Annotated in this window: 15 protein-coding genes; 6 read left to right on the top strand and 9 right to left on the bottom strand. The window is 72.1% G+C overall.

Annotation, left to right across the window (positions count from 1 at the left end; translation table 11 throughout):
- Positions 1 to 110: 110 nt before the first annotated feature.
- Positions 111 to 2,951, top strand: coding sequence for a BTAD domain-containing putative transcriptional regulator (locus AB0M59_RS13585; protein WP_364613624.1), 2,841 nt, complete (start codon positions 111 to 113; stop codon positions 2,949 to 2,951).
- A 606-nt stretch (positions 2,952 to 3,557) separates the two neighbouring features.
- Here the strand turns inward: AB0M59_RS13585 and AB0M59_RS13580 are convergent.
- From AB0M59_RS13580 to cofC, 3 genes are read right to left on the bottom strand one after another with little or no spacing between them, the layout of a single operon-like run.
- Complete coding sequence (locus AB0M59_RS13580) at positions 3,558 to 4,511, bottom strand: NUDIX hydrolase (protein ID WP_364613621.1); 954 nt, start codon at positions 4,509 to 4,511, stop codon at positions 3,558 to 3,560.
- Entirely contained in the window at positions 4,508 to 6,880 is a 2,373-nt protein-coding gene (locus AB0M59_RS13575; protein ID WP_364613618.1) for an RNA degradosome polyphosphate kinase, read from the bottom strand. The genes AB0M59_RS13580 and AB0M59_RS13575 overlap by 4 nt, the downstream gene beginning before the upstream one ends.
- A 42-nt stretch (positions 6,881 to 6,922) precedes the next feature.
- The gene (gene cofC, locus AB0M59_RS13570) at positions 6,923 to 7,534 is read right to left on the bottom strand and encodes a 2-phospho-L-lactate guanylyltransferase (RefSeq protein WP_364613615.1); all 612 of its coding nucleotides are present in this window, start codon (positions 7,532 to 7,534) and stop codon (positions 6,923 to 6,925) included.
- A 618-nt stretch (positions 7,535 to 8,152) separates the two neighbouring features.
- Between cofC and AB0M59_RS13565 the strand changes: the two genes are divergently transcribed.
- From AB0M59_RS13565 to AB0M59_RS13555, 3 genes are all read left to right on the top strand, one after another.
- Positions 8,153 to 8,872 carry a lysophospholipid acyltransferase family protein gene (locus AB0M59_RS13565; protein WP_364613612.1) on the top strand — a complete coding sequence of 240 codons (720 nt, stop codon included), beginning with the start codon at positions 8,153 to 8,155 and terminating at the stop codon, positions 8,870 to 8,872.
- Positions 8,872 to 9,888, top strand: coding sequence for an NAD(P)H-dependent glycerol-3-phosphate dehydrogenase (locus tag AB0M59_RS13560; RefSeq protein ID WP_364613609.1), 1,017 nt, complete (start codon positions 8,872 to 8,874; stop codon positions 9,886 to 9,888). The genes AB0M59_RS13565 and AB0M59_RS13560 overlap by 1 nt, the downstream gene beginning before the upstream one ends.
- A 210-nt stretch (positions 9,889 to 10,098) precedes the next feature.
- Complete coding sequence (locus tag AB0M59_RS13555; protein WP_364613606.1) at positions 10,099 to 10,578, top strand: cysteine dioxygenase family protein; 480 nt, start codon at positions 10,099 to 10,101, stop codon at positions 10,576 to 10,578.
- A gap of 38 nt (positions 10,579 to 10,616) precedes the next feature.
- Here AB0M59_RS13555 and AB0M59_RS13550 read toward each other — a convergent pair whose 3' ends face one another.
- From AB0M59_RS13550 to AB0M59_RS13525, 6 genes are all read right to left on the bottom strand, one after another.
- Positions 10,617 to 11,600 carry an asparaginase gene (locus AB0M59_RS13550; protein WP_364613603.1) on the bottom strand — a complete coding sequence of 328 codons (984 nt, stop codon included), beginning with the start codon at positions 11,598 to 11,600 and terminating at the stop codon, positions 10,617 to 10,619.
- Positions 11,601 to 11,613: 13 nt separating this feature from the next.
- Positions 11,614 to 12,438, bottom strand: a complete 825-nt coding sequence (locus tag AB0M59_RS13545) for a class I SAM-dependent methyltransferase (protein ID WP_364613600.1) — start codon at positions 12,436 to 12,438, stop codon at positions 11,614 to 11,616.
- Positions 12,435 to 12,815 carry a VOC family protein gene (locus tag AB0M59_RS13540; protein WP_364613597.1) on the bottom strand — a complete coding sequence of 127 codons (381 nt, stop codon included), beginning with the start codon at positions 12,813 to 12,815 and terminating at the stop codon, positions 12,435 to 12,437. The genes AB0M59_RS13545 and AB0M59_RS13540 overlap by 4 nt, the downstream gene beginning before the upstream one ends.
- A 62-nt stretch (positions 12,816 to 12,877) precedes the next feature.
- Complete coding sequence (locus AB0M59_RS13535) at positions 12,878 to 13,618, bottom strand: FAD:protein FMN transferase (RefSeq protein ID WP_364613594.1); 741 nt, start codon at positions 13,616 to 13,618, stop codon at positions 12,878 to 12,880.
- Positions 13,615 to 14,073, bottom strand: a complete 459-nt coding sequence (locus tag AB0M59_RS13530) for an FMN-binding protein (protein ID WP_364613591.1) — start codon at positions 14,071 to 14,073, stop codon at positions 13,615 to 13,617. Before AB0M59_RS13530 ends, AB0M59_RS13535 begins: the two co-directional genes overlap by 4 nt.
- Positions 14,074 to 14,082: 9 nt before the next feature.
- Complete coding sequence (locus AB0M59_RS13525) at positions 14,083 to 15,429, bottom strand: ferredoxin reductase family protein (protein ID WP_364614205.1); 1,347 nt, start codon at positions 15,427 to 15,429, stop codon at positions 14,083 to 14,085.
- 147 nt (positions 15,430 to 15,576) lie between these two features.
- On the opposite strand from AB0M59_RS13525, the gene AB0M59_RS13520 reads away from it, so the two are divergent.
- Positions 15,577 to 16,293 carry a response regulator transcription factor gene (locus AB0M59_RS13520; protein ID WP_364614202.1) on the top strand — a complete coding sequence of 239 codons (717 nt, stop codon included), beginning with the start codon at positions 15,577 to 15,579 and terminating at the stop codon, positions 16,291 to 16,293.
- Positions 16,290 to 17,714: a HAMP domain-containing sensor histidine kinase gene (locus tag AB0M59_RS13515; protein ID WP_364613589.1), complete on the top strand. Its 1,425-nt coding sequence runs from the start codon at positions 16,290 to 16,292 to the stop codon at positions 17,712 to 17,714. The genes AB0M59_RS13520 and AB0M59_RS13515 overlap by 4 nt, the downstream gene beginning before the upstream one ends.
- The last annotated feature ends 109 nt before the right edge of the window (positions 17,715 to 17,823 follow it).

Raw genomic sequence — 17,823 nt, 5'->3', positions numbered from 1 at the left:
CAAGATCGGCCGTCCGAACGGGACCCGTGCACCACCCGCTCGGAGCACCCGACCACCCCGGGACCGGTTCCGCCCAATTTCGCAAAGTTGCTTGAGCGCCCGGCCGAGTGATGCCACGCTGCCCTCCTCGGGGTCCGCGTCCGGCGGGTGCCCGGCGGCGCGCGCGAACCCTGGGGGCGACCACCATCGACATCCGGCTGCTCGGCCCGTTCCAGGCGCTCGTCGGCGGCTCGCCGGTCGTGCTGACCAGTTCCCGGCAGCGCGCGCTGCTCGCGACACTGGCCTTGTCCGCGGGGCGCCTGGTGTCGATCGACGCGCTCGCGCGCGGGGTCTGGGGCGAAGAGCCGCCGGCGCACATCCGGGGCAGCCTGCAGACCTACGTCATGCGCCTGCGCCGGCTGTGCGGCGAAGAAACCGTCGTCACCGAACCGGACGGGTACCGGCTGGTCGTCGACCCGTCCCGGGTGGACGCGCTGCGCTTCCTCCGCACCCTCGACCAGGCCGCCGCCGCGACGGACCCCGCCCGTCGCCGGGGCCTGCTCACCGCCGCGCTCGCCGCCTGGGGCGGCGCGCCCCTCGAAGGCATCGGTTCCCCCGCGCTGGCCGCGGAATGGGGCCCGCTGCTGACCGAGCGGTACCTCTTCGCCGTCGAACAGCGCATCGACCTCGACGCCGGGCTCGTCCCCGATGCCCGGCTCGTCGCCGAGCTCACCGACCTCGTCGCGCAGCACCCGCTGCGGGAATCGTTGTGGGAACGGCTGGTGCGCGTCCTGGCCCGCTCCGGCCGCCGCGCCGAAGCGCTGGCCCGTTACGCCGGGCTGCGCGCGTTGCTCGCCGACGAGCTGGGCGTCGAGCCGGGCGAGGACCTGCGCCGCCTGCACGCCGAACTGCTCACCGCCGACACCGGGCCGGCTGTGCACATTGTGCCGCGGCAGCTGCCCTTCGACGTCGCCGGGTTCACCGGCCGCGGCCCCGAACTCGCCGAACTCGACCGCCTGCCGCCCGGCGGCGCGTCCGGCATCGTCGTCATCGAAGGGACCGCGGGCGTCGGGAAGACGTCGCTGGCCGTGCACTGGTCGCACCGCGTCCGCGACCGCTTCCCCGGCGGCCAGCTGTTCCTGGACCTGCGCGGCCACTCCGTGGGCACGCCCGTCACCCCGGACGCCGCGCTGGCCGGCTTCCTCCGCGCCCTCGGCGAGCCGCCCGAGACGCTGCCTTCCACAGTGGAGGAACGCTCGGCGCTCCTGCGCAGCCGGCTGGCCGGCAGCCGCACGCTCATGCTGCTCGACAACGCGCGCGACGCCGACCAGGTCCGTCCGCTGCTGCCCGGCCCCGGCAACCTCGTCGTCGTGACCAGCCGCAACCAGCTGCGCGGCATCGTCGCGCGCGACGGCGCCCGCCGGATCGCCTTGCGCTCCTTCGACGACCAGGACGCCACCGCGCTGCTCGCCGGCAGCGTCGGGCCGCAGCGCCTCGCCGCCGAACCCGCCGCCGTCGCCGAGCTCGTCCAGCTCTGCGGCCGGCTTCCGCTCGCGCTGGCGCTGGCCGGGGAACGCGCGTCGCGGTTTTCCGGCGTCTCGCTCGCGGGGATCGTCGAAGAACTGCGCGACCAGCGGCTGCGGCTCGACACCCTGCGCGACCCGCAGGACGCCGGCACCGACCTGCGGGCCGCGTTCTCGTGGTCGTACAAGGCGTTGCGCCCGGCCGCCGCGCGGTTCTTCCGGCTGCTCGGCCTGCACCCCGGCCACGGCTTCAGCCTGTCCTCGGCCGCCGCGCTGGCCGGGGCGGACCTGCGCGAGGCCCGCGAACTCGCCGACCAGCTCGCCGCCGCGCACCTGCTCAACCAGCCCGGCACCGACCGCTACCAGTTCCACGACCTCCTGCGCGTCTACGCCGCCGAGCTCGTCGAAACCGAGACGACGGCGGCCGAACGCGCGGCCGCGCGGCGCGGGCTTCTCGACTGGTACCTCGCGAGCGTCGCCGAGGCGACCAAGCTCGTCCGCCCCGACCTGCTCACCGACGACATCACGCTCGGCCCCGCGCCGGTGCCCGCCATCCGGTTCACCCAGCACGAACAGACGATCGCCTGGTACACGACCGAACGCGCGGCCCTCACCGCGCTCGTCGGCGTCGCCGCCGAAAACGGCTTCACCGCCCACGCCTGGAAGCTCGCGTGGCTGCTGCGCGGGTTCTTCGCCGAACGCCACGACCGCGACGACTGGATCACGACCGCCCGGACGGCCGTCGACGCCACCCGCGGCGCGGGCGACAACACCGGCCTGCAGTACAGCGCCAACAACCTCGGCTCGGCCTACCTGCGCACCCTCCAGCCCGACAAGGCCCTCGAAGCCCTGGAGGAAGCGCGCGCGGCGTCCGAGGCCGGCGACGGAACCGCGCTGGCGGTGGCGATCCTGTCCAACCTCTCCGGCGCGTACTACGTCCGTGCCGAGTACGCCGAAGCCGAGCGCTACGCCCTCCAGGCGGTTCGTCTCGCGCGCGACCACGGCCAGCGGACGTTCGTGCCGCACGCCCTCCTCAACGTCAGCGCCAGCCGCATCGGCTTGCGCAACTACGACAACGCCGCCGAAGCCGCGCAGGCCGCGCACCAGGCCTTCGCCGACCTGGGCGACCGCTACCACGCGGCGCTGGCGCTGGGAAACGTCGCCGAAGCACTCGAAGGCGCCGGGCGGCAGGACGAAGCGGAGAAGGCAGGCCTGGAAGCGCTCGCCGAGCTGAAGGAGCTGAACGCCGACTACGGCACCATCGACGTCCGGATCACCCTCGGCCGCCTCAAGCTCCGCACCGGCCGGGGCGAGGAGGCGCGGGAGCATTGGGCCGAGGCGCTGACCGTCTGCCAGCGCCTCGGCGACCCCCGCATCCCGCAGATCCGGGCACTGCTGGCGACGGTGCCGACAGTCGGGCCCCCGTCCCGGGATGCGCCGTACCCCTAGCCCGGCGCAGCCCAGCGGGACCCGGATCCAGTACACCAAGATCGACTGTCACGGCGCTGTCTTGTGGCGACGGCGTGCCTCGCCGCTCCCGGCCTCGACGGGCGCTTTCGGGGGTTCGGGCTGAGCCGGTCGCGTCTCCGGGCGACGCGCTTGGTCGGGCGGCCGAGATGTTGTGAATGACTCATTCACCTTGTCCGACGACAGGGCTCCGGCAAAGTCCAGTCGCACGCTCGCCGCCGGCCCACCAAACGTCTTGAATGAGTCATTCAGGTCTTCGGAGGTCCTGAATGACTCATTCAAGACACGCCGCCTCCCCGGAGCGACCGCCGATCCGGCCTGGCCACCCGACTTTGCCGGGACCCTGTCGTCCGACGACGTGAATGAGGCTTTCAAGACGTTGCTGTCGCCAACCTTGCGAGCCCGGCCGCGCCACTCCGCCTGCGCCGGGCCCCGCTCTGGAGCCGCCCCACACTCCCCAGGGCAGCCCCCGCCCTCCCTGGGGGGCGTGCCCTTGTCCAGCGTATCGGGGGTGTCCGACGGAAAGCCGGGAGAGACCGCGGCCGGAGCTTCGTTGTCCACATCATGGCCTGCGTGTGGACAACCGGCTCAGCGGTGGCTGGGGGAGGGCGTCGGCAAGGCGCTCGGGTGGTAGTCGGCCGCCAGCAGGACCGGGCCTTCCGCCGCCGTGGGCGCGCGGAACGACAGGACCCAGAACGAGCCCTTCTTGCTCGGCACCACGCCTCCGCGCGCGGCCGGAAGCTCCACGCCGTCGCGGTCGGCCAACGCGCTGACCAGGTCCGGGATCACCCCGCCCTGGCTGCACACCACCGGCGTCCCGCCGTCGCCCGCGACCGCCAGCAGCCGCGCGACACCCAGCACCGGGTCCGGCCAATACCCCTCTTCCGACAGCAGGGGTTCGTGCCGCACCTCGATCCCGGCGTCGTCGGCGACCCCGTGCACCGTCTGCACGCACCGCAGCCGCGGCGCCGACAGCACCCGGTCCGGCCCGTACAGCGCCAGCACCCGCCGCAACGCCGACGCCTGGCGCTGTCCCGCCTCCGACAACGGCCGGAGGTCGTCGTCGCCGGTCCACTCGTCGCGCTTGCCCGCTTTCGCGTGCCGCACCAGCACCAGCGTCGTCAGGCCGACCGGCACCTCGCAGAAAGCGCGCAGCACCCGCACGTCCTCCGGGCGCGTCAGCAGTTTCTCCGCCGCCGTCGGGCCGAGCCAGCGCAGCTCGTCGACCTCGTCGTTCGCGGCGAACTCACCGGAAACGGCTTCGGCGCTGAAGTAGTCGACCGTCTTCGGGACCGTGCCGGAGCCGGTGCGCGCGGGCACCGGGTACGCCGTCCTGGCCAAGTAGCGGCCCAGGACCGCGTCGAACCCCGTCTCTTCCTTCACTTCCCGCACGGCGGCTTCGGCGATCGTCTCGCCGGGGTCGAGCTTTCCCTTCGGCAACGACCAGTCGTCGTACCGCGGGCGGTGGACCAGGGCGACTTCGGTCGCCTTGCCGGCGCCGCGCCACAGCACCGCGCCGGCCGCCCGTACCTCCTGGGTCATCCGGCGGCCCCGTGCAGCTTCGCCAGCTCCAGCTGGTGATCGCGCACCCGCGAACCGTCGGCCGGGAACGGCGACCACTCGCCGCTCGCGGTCAGCACCCAGCACCGCGTCGCCGGGTCGAGCGCCGAGTCGAAGATGTTGTCGAGCTGCGCGGTCAGCTTCGGGTCCTTGACGCGCACCAGCGCTTCGATCCGCCGGTCCAGGTTCCGGTGCATCATGTCCGCGCTGCCGATCCAGTGCGTGCCGCCGGCGCGGAAGTGGAAGACCCGCGAGTGCTCCAGGAACCGGCCCAGGATCGACCGGACGTGGATGTTTTCGGAAAGCCCTTCGACGCCCGGCTTCAGCGTGCAGATCCCGCGCACCACGATCTCGACCGGCACCCCGGCCTGCGACGCGTGGTAGAGCGCGTCGATGATCTGCTCGTCGACCAGCGAGTTGCACTTGATCCGGATGCCGGCGTGCTGCCCGGCCCGCGCCAGCTCGATCTCCTCGCCGATCGCGCGCACGATGCCGCGGCGGATGCCGTGTGGCGACGTGAGGATCGTCCGGTAGGTGTCCTGGCGGGAGTAGCCGGTGAGCACGTTGAACAGGTCGGTGACGTCCGCGCCGATGCTCGGGTCGGCGGTGAACAGGCCGATGTCCTCGTAGAGCCGCGCGGTCTTCGGGTTGTAGTTGCCGGTGCCGATGTGGCAGTAGCGGCGGATGGTCGAGCCCTCCTGGCGCACGATCATCGACACCTTGCAGTGCGTCTTCAGCCCGACCAGGCCGTACACGACGTGCACGCCCGCGCGCTCCAGCGTCCGCGCCCAGGTGATGTTCGCCTGCTCGTCGAACCGCGCCTTGATCTCGACCAGCGCGACGACCTGCTTGCCCGCCTCCGCGGCGTCGATCAGCGCGTCGACGATCGGGGAGTCGCCCGACGTCCGGTACAGCGTCTGCTTGATCGCGAGGACCTTCGAGTCCGCCGCCGCCTGCTCGATGAACCGCTGCACGCTCGTGGAGAACGAGTCGTACGGGTGGTGCACGAGGACGTCACCCTCGCGAAGGGTCGCGAAGACGCTCTTCGGCGTCTCGCGCTCGCCGAACGCGGGGTGCGTCGCCGGCACGAACGGCCGGTCCTTCAGCTCCTTGTGGTCCACTCCGGACAGCTGGTGCAGACAAGTCAGGTCGAGCAGGCCGGGCACCTCGACGACGTCGGCCGGGTCGACGTCCAGCTCGCGCAGCAGCAGCTCGAGCATGTGCTCGCTCATGTCCTGCGCGACCTCGAGGCGCACCGGCGGTCCGAACCGGCGCTGCGCCAGCTCGCGCTCGAGGGCCTGCAGGAGGTCTTCGTCGCGGTCTTCGTCGACCTCGAAGTCGGCGTTGCGGGTGACGCGGAAGACGTGGTGCTCGGTGACGTCCATCCCGGTGAACAGCTCGCCGAGGTGTGCGGCGATGAGCTCTTCGAGGGGCAGGAACGTCGCCGTCCGGCTGGTCCGCTCGGGCTCGACGCGCATCAGGCGCGGCACGTTGCTCGGCACCTTCACCCGGGCGAAGCGCTCGGTGCCGCCCTCCGGGTCGCGGACCGTGACCGCGAGGTTGAGCGAAAGGCCCGAAATGTACGGGAACGGGTGCGCCGGATCGACGGCCAGCGGCGTCAGCACCGGGAAGATCTGCTCGGAGAAGTAGCTGGACAGCCGGAGCTGGTCGGCGCCGGAGAGGTCGGCCCAGCCGACGATCAGGATGTCGTGCTCGGCCAGCTGCGGGCGCAGGTGCTTCTCGAACGCGCCGGTCTGCCGCTCGACCAGGTCCTGGTTGCGCTTGGCGATGTAGTCGAGCTGCTCGCGCGGGGTGAGCCCGTCCGCGCTGCGCACCAGCAGGCCGGTCTCGTCGCGGCGCTTCAGGCCGGCGACGCGGACCATGTAGAACTCGTCCAGATTGGACGCGAAGATGGCGAGGAACTTCGTGCGTTCGAGCAGCGGCTGCGACTCGTCCTCGGCCAGCGCGAGCACACGGGCGTTGAAGTCCTGCCACGAAAGCTCGCGGTTGAAGTAGCGGTCGTCCGGCAGCGTCTCGGTGGCGGTCGGGGCGGCGGTGACCGCGGGCGGCGCGGACGGGCCGGCGCGGAACTCCTCGCCGGGGCGCTCGCTGGCGCGGCGCCGGGGCGTGGCCGCGGCGGCGGTGGTCTTGCGGGGCCTGGGCTTCCCGGCGTTGGCACGGGCGGCGGTGTCACGTGCGGTCGACTTCGACGGGACCTTCTTGCCGGCGGCCGGTTTGGCCGCGGGGGTCCGGGCGGTGGTCTTCTTCGCCGGCTCCGAAGATTCGCTCGCCGGGTTCCGTCGCCTCCGCGGTGCGGGTGTGCCGCCGTCGTCTGTGCTCACGGCACCCATTCTTCACTAAGCCCGGCCGAATTGCGCAGGCCGCGGTGAAGGTCAGGTGAACAGCTCCGCGGTGTGTTTCCCGACACCCAGCGCGCGCACGTGGGCGAGGTCTTCCGGGGTGTCGACGTCGCTGCGCAGGCTCGGGAGGGCTCCTCGGAGCGGAACCGCTCCGGAGGCGGTGTGTTCGCGCGCCGAGCCCGGGCCGAAGTGCGGGTCGAGGGCGGCGCCGGGGGCGGACAGCAGGAGGGTGGTGCCGGTGCCCTGCCGATCGGCGACGAAGGCCCGGTTCCCCGCGGCTTCGGCGAGGGCGTCGGCCAGGTCGCCGGCGCGCAGGGCGGGGAGGTCGGCTTGGAGGGCGCCGACGACGGAGCCCGGATCGTCTCGCCGGAGGAGTTCCGCGCCGTGGCGGAAGGCGGCGTTGAGGGTGCGCTCGGCGGGTTCCGCGACGATCTCCACGCCGAGCTGGGCGAGTTCGGCGACGGCCGCGGGATCGGCAGCGACGAGCAGGACCCGCCGGACGTGGGCGCCGGAGGTCACGGCGGCGAGGGTGTCGGCGGCGAGCGCGAGGACGAGACCGGGGTGCAGGTCGGCCTCGACGGCACCACGCAGCCGCGACTTGCCGTCGCGGGGGTGTTTCATCGGCACGACCAGGTCCACGTCCACGTGTCCATCTTTACCCGAAACGGCGGGTGGGTGTCGGCGGGAGGGGCAGGTTGTCCACAGGCGACGGGTGTTGTGGACAAGTCCGGGGGTGAGGGGCTTTCGGGGCGGGTGTTGTCGGTGGGCGGCGATACGTTCGAGACGGGGGTTGCCCCAGGGAGGTGGCCCCCTTTGGGTGGGTGGGCTGTGGGTGGGTGGGCTGTGGGTGGGTGGGCTGTGGGTGGGTGGGCTGTGGGTGGGTGGGCTGCTCGGTCGACCCCGCGGCCGCTCGAGTTTCGCCGGCCACTCGTCGACGCCGCCGTGCCGACGAGGTGAACGACTCGTTCACCTCGTCCGACGTCAGGGGGCCGGCGAAGTCGGTGGCCGGGTCTGGCTCGGCGGTCATCCGGCGGCATCGGCGGACGCGGTGGCGTCCTGAATGAGTCATTCAGGTCTTGGGAGGTCCTGAATGACTCATTCAAGACCTTTGCCGAGACCCCGGCGTCCGACGTTATGAACGACTCGTTCATGACCTTCGGACTCCCGCCACAACCCCGCCGATCAGTGCCCCGACCTCGTCGAAGGCACCCTCCCTGGACTGCCCTCACCCCGGCGCGGCAGGATCTGGGGCGGACGTGACACGTGGAGGAGGAGATCGTGGCCCGGCGTGAGAAGGGCGGCTTCTGGGTGGGGTTGGCCGCCGCTGTGTTCTACCCGCTCACCGGCATCGCGCGGCGGGTCTACGTCGGGGACGAGAAGGTTCCGCGGCAGGGGCCCGCGCTGCTCGTGCTGAACCACATCTCGCACCTCGATCCGGTCGTCGACGCCGTGTTCGTGCACCGGGCGAAGCGGGTGCCGCGGTTTCTCGGCAAGGAAAGCCTGACTCGCGTCCCCGTCTTCGGGAAGGTCTTCGTCGGCTCCGGGCAGATCCCCGTCTCGCGCGGGTCGGCCGCCGCCGGGGACAGCCTCAAGGCCGCGCACCAGGCCCTGCAGGAGGGCAAGATCGTCGTGATCTACCCCGAGGGCACCATCACCAAGGACCCGGCCGGCTGGCCGAAGGACTCCTTCACCGGCGCCGCGCGGCTCGCGATCCAGAACGACGTCCCCGTCATCCCCATCGCGCGCTGGGGCACCAACCAGATCTTCGACGGCTACACCAAGAAGTTCACGCCCTTCCCGCGCAAGACCATCACCCACAGCGTGGGCGACCCGATCGACCTCTCCGCCTACCGCGGCGGCAACACGCGCAGCGCGTCGAAGCTGCGGGAGGTCACCAAGGTCATGATGGACGAGGTGACCCGCCTGCTCGGCGAGATCCGGCATGAGGAACCGCCGTCGGCGAAGCCGGGGGACCCCGCCTGATGCGCGCCGACGTCCAGCGGGTCACCGTGCTCGGGGCCGGCTCGTGGGGCACCGCCTTCGCGAAGGTGCTCGGCGACGCCGGGCGCGACGTCACCATGTGGGCGCGCCGCGAGCAGGTCGCCGACGACATCCGCGAGCGGCACGTCAACAGCGCCTACCTGCCCGGCGTCGGACTGCCGGAGAACATCACCGCCACCAGCGACCCGGCGAAGGCCCTCGACGGCGCCCAGGCCGTCGTGCTGGCCGTGCCCAGCCAGAGCCTGCGGGCGAACCTCTCGGAGTGGCGGCCCCTGCTGCCGCCCGAAGCGATCCTCGTCAGCCTGGCCAAGGGCGTCGAACTCGGCACGCTCAAGCGGATGAGCGAGGTGATCGGCGAAATCGTCGGAATCGACGCCGGCGAGGTCGTGGTCGTGACCGGGCCGAACCTGGCCAAGGAGATCGCCGCCGGGCAGCCGTCCGCGTCGGTGCTGGCCTGCGCCGACCACGAACGCGCCGTCGCGATCCAGCGCGCCTGCGCCAACTCTTACTTCCGCCCGTACACGAACACCGACGTCGTCGGTTGCGAGCTCGGCGGCGCGTGCAAGAACGTCATCGCGCTCAGCACCGGGATGGCCGCGGGCCTCGGCCTCGGCACCAACACGATGGCGACGCTCATCACCCGCGGCCTGGCCGAAATGGCGCGCCTCGGGGCGAAACTGGGCGCCGACCCGCTGACGTTCGCCGGGCTCGCCGGCGTCGGCGACCTGGTCGCGACGTGCTCGTCGCCGCTTTCGCGCAACCGGACGTTCGGCGAGCGCCTCGGCCGCGGCGAGACCCTCGAACAGGCGCAGGCGGCGGGTGGCGGGCAGGTCGCCGAGGGTGTGATGTCGTGCTCGTCGATCCGGGCGCTGGCCGCGAGCGTCGGTGTCGACATGCCGATCACCGACGCGATGCACCGCGTGTGCCACGAGGGTGTCGACCCGCGGCAGGCCGGCGCCGAACTGCTGGGTCGCTCGCAGAAGCACGAGTGGTCCTGACGAAACGCGGTGTGACCTACCGCCCGGATGGTGGGAGCGGCTTGACCGGGCCGGGGCCGTACGGAACTCTGGTCGCCATGTTCGCGTGCGAGATGACTGAGCTGCGGGGCCGCCACGGCCTTCGCGCCGTCATGTGCGCGTGTCGCTGTTGTCGGTGAACCCCGCCCCGGCCCAGTTCGACACTCCCTTTTCTCTTCCGTGAGGACCCTCATGTTCGCCGTTCCGGACAACACCCTGCTGCGTCCCGAGAACCCCGCGCTGCGCCACCCCGTGCGCGTCGCGCTGGAGGTCGCCGCCGACCGCGACCGCTGGAAGCACCTGCTGCGCTACGACCCCGACGAGCGTTTCGCGGCGCTCGTCGAGAAGGACGAGCAGCAGGAGGTCTGGCTGATGAGCTGGCTGCCCGGCCAGCGCACCGATCTGCACGACCACGCGTTCGCCAGCGGCGCGTTCACGCTGGTCAGCGGCCACCTGACGGAGGCGGTGGCCCGCCGTGCGCCGGGCGGCCGCGCGGTCACCGAGCTGCACGCGCTCTCGGCGGGGCAGTCGCGGGTGTTCGGCCCGGGGTACGTGCACGAGGTGCGCAACGACGGTCCGGACCCGGCGATCTCGATCCACGTCTACCGTGACGCCGAGCGCGAGATGCGTACGTACCACCTCGACCCGCTGGGCGGCCCGGTCCTGGACTGAACCAGGCGCCCGCTGCTGCCAGCTCGCTCGCGGGCTGCCTAGTCCAGGTCGCCACGTGCCCGGAACTCGCGCTCGATCGTCTGCCGGTCCGCGCCGGCCGCGAGCAGCGTGTGCAGCAGGATCCGCGACTTGCGCGCGTCCAGCCAACCGGCCATCGTCGCGCCCATCGCGATGAGGCTCGACTCCGAGCCGTGGAAACCGTACGTCGATCGCAGCGTCGGGCCCGCGCCGGTCCGCGAAGCGACCACCACCGGCAACGACGACACCAGTCGCGCCACCACGTCGGCCGTACCCGACGAGACGTGGCCCGCGCCCGTCGCTGCCACCACCACGCCGCGCACTCCCGGCTGCGAAGCCGCGTACGAAAGCACCGCGCCCGAGTCGTCCAGACCGGCTTCGACCACCGGCACCAGCCCGGCGAAATCACCACCGGCCAGGGTGGGAAGCCGTGGCGGCGACGGGTGGAACCAGTGCACCGCCCGCTCGACGACCATGCCGAGCGGACCCGCGGGCGCCGACGAAAACGCTTCCAGGTGGCTCGAATGCGCCTTTCGCACCCAGCGCGCCGCGTGGACGTCGTCGTTCAGCGTCACCAGCACGCCCCGCCCGCGGCTGCGCGGATCGGCCGCCACGGTCAGCGCGGTGCGCAGGTTCGCCGGCCCGTCCGGACTGAGCAGGCCCGCGTTGCGCATCGCCCCGGTGACCACCACCGGGATCTCCGACGGCCAGCACAGCTCGAGGAAGTACGCCGTCTCCTCAAGGGTGTCCGTGCCCTGCACGACGACGAACCCGTCGGCGTCCTGCCGCACCCCCCACTCGCGGCACCGCAGCAGCGTCGCGAAGTCCAGCGACGCGCTGCCGATCCCGGCCAGGGTCTCGGCCAGCACGTCCATCGGGAGCTCGCCGAGGCCACCGAGCAGTTCCGAAGCGCCGAGCCGGGGGACGGCGCCGCCCTCGCCGGAAACGGGGGCCATCGAGATGGTGCCGCCCAGCGTGGCGACGGCGATCAGGGGACGTGCCATGCCGTCACCCTATTCAGCCGCCCTTGACCGCCTGGAGCGTGTAGCTCGCGGCCACCCGCGACGGCGTGTCCGTCATCCGCCACTCGTCCGCGGCCTCGTCTTGCGTCATCTGCCCGGGGATCGCGTTCCACGGGACGCTGTCGTGCTCGGTGAACCCGGTCAGCGCCAGGCCGTTGTCCAGCAGCGCGGTGATGGTCTCGCCGAGGGAGTGGTTCCACGAATGGCTGATGCTGTTCTCCAGCGGCCGGTCGACCGCGACGTACGTTTCGGGCTCGTCGGACACCAGCGGTTCGGCGTGCTCGAAGTACGAGTAGCGCGGCCACGCCGGGTCCGCGGTCTCGTCGAGCGCCCACAGCATCGGGTGGCCTTCGCGGATGAACAGCCGGCCACCGGGCCGCAGCAGGCCGGCGACCACCGACGCCCAGCGTGCGACCGAAGGCAGCCAGCACAACGCGCCGATCCCGGTGTAGACCAGGTCGAACCGCCCGGCACCGAGCACTTCGACGGCGTCGTAGACGTTCGCCTTGTGGAAGTCGATGTCGGCGCCCGTGGCGGACGCGAGCCGCCGCGCTGCCGTCAGCGCCGGGCCCGAGAAGTCGAGGCCGGTCATCGAAGCGCCCAGCCGGGAAAGGGAAACGGTGTCCGTCCCGATGTGGCACTGCAGGTGGACCGCGCGCAGCCCGGCGATGTCGCCCAAGCGCGGCCGGTCGAACCGCACGACGCCGCTCAGGTGTGCCGGGTCCGCCGCGAGGGCCGCGAAACTGTAGTCCGGCGACGCCGCGTGCAGCACCGCGCGTTCGTCCCAGTTGGCCTTGTTGACGGCGAACGAGTCCGTCACGACGTCGCTGCCCGCTCGGCCGCGCTGCGCAGCACGCAGAACTCGTTGCCCTCCGGGTCGGCGAGCACGGCCCAGCCCTTGCCGTCCGGCTTGCGGAGGTCGTTCACCAGCGTGGCGCCCAGGCCCAGGATGCGCTCGACCTCTTCGTCGCGCGGGACGTCCGGCCGCAGGCAGACGTGCATGCGGTTCTTCACGGTCTTCGGCTCGGGGACGCGGAGGAACAGCATGTCGATGCCGCCCTCGAGTTCGATGCCGCACTCGTCGTCCCCGGGCTGGTCCTCGTCGGGGACCGGCTTCCCGGTGACCTGGCTCCAAAACTGGCAGAGCGCGTACGGGTCGGCGCAGTCGACGGACACGTGCAGGACGGACGACGGCATGGCACTCCTCGGGATCGGGTGCCGTCGAGTCTGGCCGACCGCCCGGACGAGGGCGAACCGATTTACGAAGCCAGCGCCAGGCCCGCGGTCCGGTGCACGCGGCGGCTGTCGTCGACGATGAGGATCTCGCAGTCCGGCCGGTCGGCCGCCCACGAGATGCCCTCGGAGCCCATCGCGAAGGCCGCGGTGGCCAGCGCGTCGGCGGTGACCAGGTCGCCGGCCACGACCGTGACGCTCATCAGCCCGGTCGCCGGCGTCCCCGACCGGCCGTCGACGATGTGGGAGCCGCGCTCGTAGGCCGCCGACGTCGCGATGGCGCCGTTGCGCGACTCCAGCACCGCGCAGACGGCGAGCGGCTGCTCGGGGTGGCGCACGCCGACCCGCCACGGCCGTCCCGGTTGCGGCTCGCCCGCGGTGACGACGTCGCCGCCGGCGTTGAGGCAGAACGTCGTCGCGCCCTCGGCCTTGAGCATGTCGGCGGCGCGCTGCACCGCCCAGCCCTTGACCACCGCGCACGGGTCGAGCCCGCGGCCGGGCAGCCGCGCGCGGAACGCGCCGCCGGAGAGCTGCTCGTAGTACGCGCAGAGCTCCAGGACCTCCAGCAGGTCGTCGGTCAGCTCGGCCGCCGTCAGCTCGCCGCGGTCGTAGCGGCTGACCTCGCTGTCCTCCTTGAACGGGCTGAACCGGGCGTCGACGTCGCGGAACCAGGCGAAGACCTCGTCGACGATCTCGGCGAAATCGCCTTCATCCCTCAGGTCGAGGGAGATCGGCAGGCCCATCACCTGCTCGACGCGCGTGGTCATCTGTTGCCCCGGGCGTCGATGGCCGCCTGCAGCGACGTCTTGTACGACTCGCTCGTCTCGGTCGCGCCGGTGATCGTGTCGATGTCGGCGCTCTGCGCTTTCATGGCTTCTTCCTGCAGGCGTGGCAACGCGGTGAGCGCCCGGCCGCCGTCCGGGGCCTGCAGCAGCGTGATCGCGGCCAGCCGGGCGCCGGTGAAGGTCACCTGGACCTGCACGGTGCCGTAGTTGCTGGACTCCACGGACCCCTGGGTCGTGACTGTCGCGTTAGTACTGTCCGGTGTGGACGTGGTGGACGGTGACGGCGAAGCCGGCGGAGCGGCCGATGTGGACGGTGCGACGATGCTCGGCGGCGGCGCCTGGGCGACGGCGGTGTTGTGCACCGGTCCCGGCTCGAACCGCCAGACCGCGATGAACCCCGCGATCGAAAGCGCGACGACGAAAATGGTCCTCTTCACAACGTCCCCTTAGGCCGCGAGGCTGAAGCGTTCGGCGTGGACCTGGGCTTTCGGCACGCGCAGCTCGCGCAGGCTGCGCAGCACGGCCGACGTCATCCCCGGCGGACCGCAGACGAACACATCCCGCTCGTGCACGTCCGGCACCATCATGTGCAGGTTCGCCGGGCCGAGCATCGCCCCGCGCGGGCCGACCGCCTGGTCCGATCCGGTGAGGACGCTCACCACCGCGCCGCGGGCCTTCGCGAGCCCGTTGAGCTCGGGCAGCAAGACCGCGTCGGCCTGCGTGCGCACCCGGTAGAGGACGACGACGTGGCCGTCGATGTCCTCCAGCAGCGCCCGGATCGGCGTGATGCCGACACCGCCCGCCACGAGCAGCGCGTTGGGCCGCTGCTGGTGGATCGTCGTGAACGCGCCGTACGGGCCTTCGGCGAACACGCGCGTCCCGATCCGCAGGCTGCGCAGCGACGCGCTGGAGTCGCCGAGTGCCTTCGCGGTCAGGCGCAGCGTGCGGCCGTCGGGCGCGGCGGACAGCGAGAACGGGTTGGCCTGGTACCAGCGGTCCTTCGTGAGGAACCGCCACAGGAAGAACTGGCCCGCCCGCGCGGGCATCTTGTCGAGGTTCCGGCCCGTCATGTACACCGAAACCACGTCCGGCGCCTCGGAAACGACCGCGGTGACGCGCAGCCGGTGGCGCAGGTTCCGCCACATCGGGAGCACGACGCGCCCGGCGAGCACGGCGGCGCCGGCGCCCAGCCAGAGCGTCCACCAGTAGGCCTTGGCCGTCGGGGCGCTGGCGAACGACGTGCCGAGCGCGATCTGGTGGGCGAACGCCAGCACGACCGCGGCGTAGGTGTAGAGGTGGATGAAGTGCCACGTCTCGTACGCCAGCCGCTTGCGCGCGAACTTCGCCGAAGCCGCGCCCACGATGAGGATGACGGCGAACGCGACCAGCGCCCGCAGGATGCCTTCGAGCGTGTTGGCCATTTCGACCAGTTCGTCGACGACGCCCTTGTTCGAGACCTCCGCGTACCCGAACGCGATGAACACCAGGTGCGCCAGCAGGGTCCAGAGGATCGTGAAGCCGGTCCAGCGGTGCCAGGTGGTGAGCCGGTCCATCCCGATCCGCCGGTCCAGCCAGGGCAGCCGGGCCACGAGCAGCAGCTGGCAGGCCATCGCCAGGGCGCCGAACATCCCGGCGAGCCTGCCGATGCTGATCAGCACGTTCTGGGACAGGCCGGCTTCGGCGAAGAGCAGCGTGACGGCGGCCACGTTGGCGCCCAGGAAGAGGAAGAGGCCGGATTTCGCGGCGATCCGGGGGCGGATCGCCGGGCGCGTGGCCTCGGCGGTCTGCGTCATGCTGGTCACACGGATCCCCCTCGGGTTCGGTTCACGAAGGTCAGCCTCGCCGCGCAGCCTGTGGCGAGTCTGGGTGCGGGCTGTCGGATTCCTGTCGGCCCGCGCCACCGGTCGCCGGTCGCGCGGGCGCCGGGAGAAGATGGGGTGGTGCAGCCCTCCGAGCCCGTGCGCCTGCTCGTCGTCGACGACGAGCCGCACATCGCCGACCTCGTCGCCACCGTCGCCCGGTACGAGGGTTGGCACGCGGTCACGGCCGGGTCCGGCAAGGCCGCGCTCGCCGAGGCCGCGGAGTTCGGGCCGGACATCGTCGTGCTCGACCTGATGCTGCCCGATCTCGACGGCTTCACCGTGCTCGACCGCCTCCGGGAAAACGGCAGCACGGTGCCCGTGGTGTTCCTCACGGCCAAGGACGCGACGGCCGACCGGATCGCCGGGCTCACCCGCGGGGGTGACGACTACCTCGTGAAACCGTTTTCCGTCGAGGAGCTGATGGCGCGGCTGCGGGCGGTGCTGCGGCGCAGCACCGGCGTCGCGCACCAGGCGGCGGCGCGCGGTGCCGTACTGAGCGTCGGCGACCTGACGCTGGACGAGGACACCCGCGAGGTCCGCCGTGGCGAGCAGCCGCCCGCCGAGCTGACCCCGACCGAGTACGAGCTGCTGCGCTACCTCATGCGCCGTTCGCCGACGGTGCTGACGAAGGCGCAGATCCTCGACCACGTCTGGGAGTACGACTTCGGTGGCCGGTCCAATGTGGTCGAACTCGTCATCTCGCACCTGCGGCGCAAGGTCGACACGGGCGACGGCGAACCGCTGATCCACACCGTGCGCGGCGTCGGGTACGTCGTGCGCCAGGTCAACCGGTGAAGCGCTTCTTCCGCCGGTGGTACGAGGCCTGGCAGCGCACGCGGCTGGGCACCCGGATCACGCTCGGCCTCGGCGCGCTCGCGCTGGTCGTGTTCGCGGCCGTCGGCGTCACGATGGTCGGGATCATGCACGGCTACCTCGACCGGCGGCTCGACGAGCAGCTGTCCAAGAGCCAGAACACGCAGCTGCCGCAGCTGCGTGAGACGCACGGCTCGCCGCAGTCGGTGTACTCGTGGTACTCGGCGCTGTACAAGGTGCGCGACGGCGTCGCGACGCCGCAGCCCGGCGGCCAGCTGCCCGGTGACGCCCAGCAGCTGGCGAAGATCGCCGCCGACGCGGCCGGCGGCGACGTCACGCGGAACATCTACCTGCACGACGACGGCCCGTACCGGGTGCGGGCGTGCCCGGTCGACAACGGGTCGGTGCTGCTGTCCGCCGCGCCGCAGAAGGACCTCGACGGCACGGTCCAGCAGCTGATCTGGGTCGAGGTCGGCGCGTTCGCGTTCGCGCTGGCCGTGCTGGTGGTTGTCGGGCGGCTGGTGCTGAGCCGCGGCCTGCGCCCGCTGGCCGACATGGCAGGCACCGCGCACGACATCGCGTCCCACGACCTCGCCGCGAACCCCGCCCTGCCGGTGCGCGCGGCGGGGACCGGCGGCGGCGCCGAAGTCGAGGAGCTGCGGACGGCGTTCAACGTGATGCTCGCGCACATCGACACGTCACTGGCGGCGAAGACGGAGGCGAACGAGCGGCTGCGCCGGTTCGTCGCGGACGCGTCGCACGAGCTGCGGACGCCGTTGACGTCGATCCGGGGCTACGCCGACCTTTTCCGTTACGCGGCGGCGAACGAGCCGGCGGAGCGGGAAGCGCACCTGGCCAAGATCCGCTCCGAGACGGCGCGGATGAGCGTGCTGGTCGACGATCTTCTCCTGCTGGCCCGGCTCGACGCGCGGGCCGCCGAGACGCCGTTGCGGCCGGAGCGCGTCGACCTGGCCGAGCTGGCCGGCGACGCGGCGGACGCGTTCGCCGCCGGGCGTCCCGACCATCCGCTGACGACTTCTTTCGATGCGGCTTTCGTCCACGCGGACCCGGTGCGGTTGCGGCAGGTGCTCGACAACCTGCTGGCCAACGCCGCTGTGCACACCCCGCCGGGGACCGCGGTGCACGTCTCGGTGGCGGCCTCGGATGCCGAAGCCGTCGTGCGGGTGACCGACGCGGGACCGGGGATCGCGGTCGCCGATCAGGAGCGGATCTTCGACCGGTTCTTCCGCGTCGACGACTCCCGCACCCGCGGCAACGGCGGCACCGGGCTGGGGCTGTCGGTGGTCCAGTCCCTGGTGACGGCGCACGGCGGCACGGTCGCGGTTTCTTCGGAGCCGGGCCGCACGGAGTTCACGGTGCGGTTGCCGCTGGCCCGGTCGTGAGTGAGAAACAGTGTTGCCCTGCCCGGTCGCTGCTCGTCGAACACGAACGCGGCACGCTCGAACTGCTCACGCTCTACGTCGTGCACGGCCCCGGGAAGTCCCTGGCCAT

The organism is Amycolatopsis sp. NPDC051371 (genome assembly GCF_040682155.1).
GTDB lineage: Bacteria > Actinomycetota > Actinomycetes > Mycobacteriales > Pseudonocardiaceae > Amycolatopsis.
The sequence above is the reverse complement of the archived record's forward strand: the minus strand, read 5'-3'. Positions and strand labels throughout refer to the sequence as shown.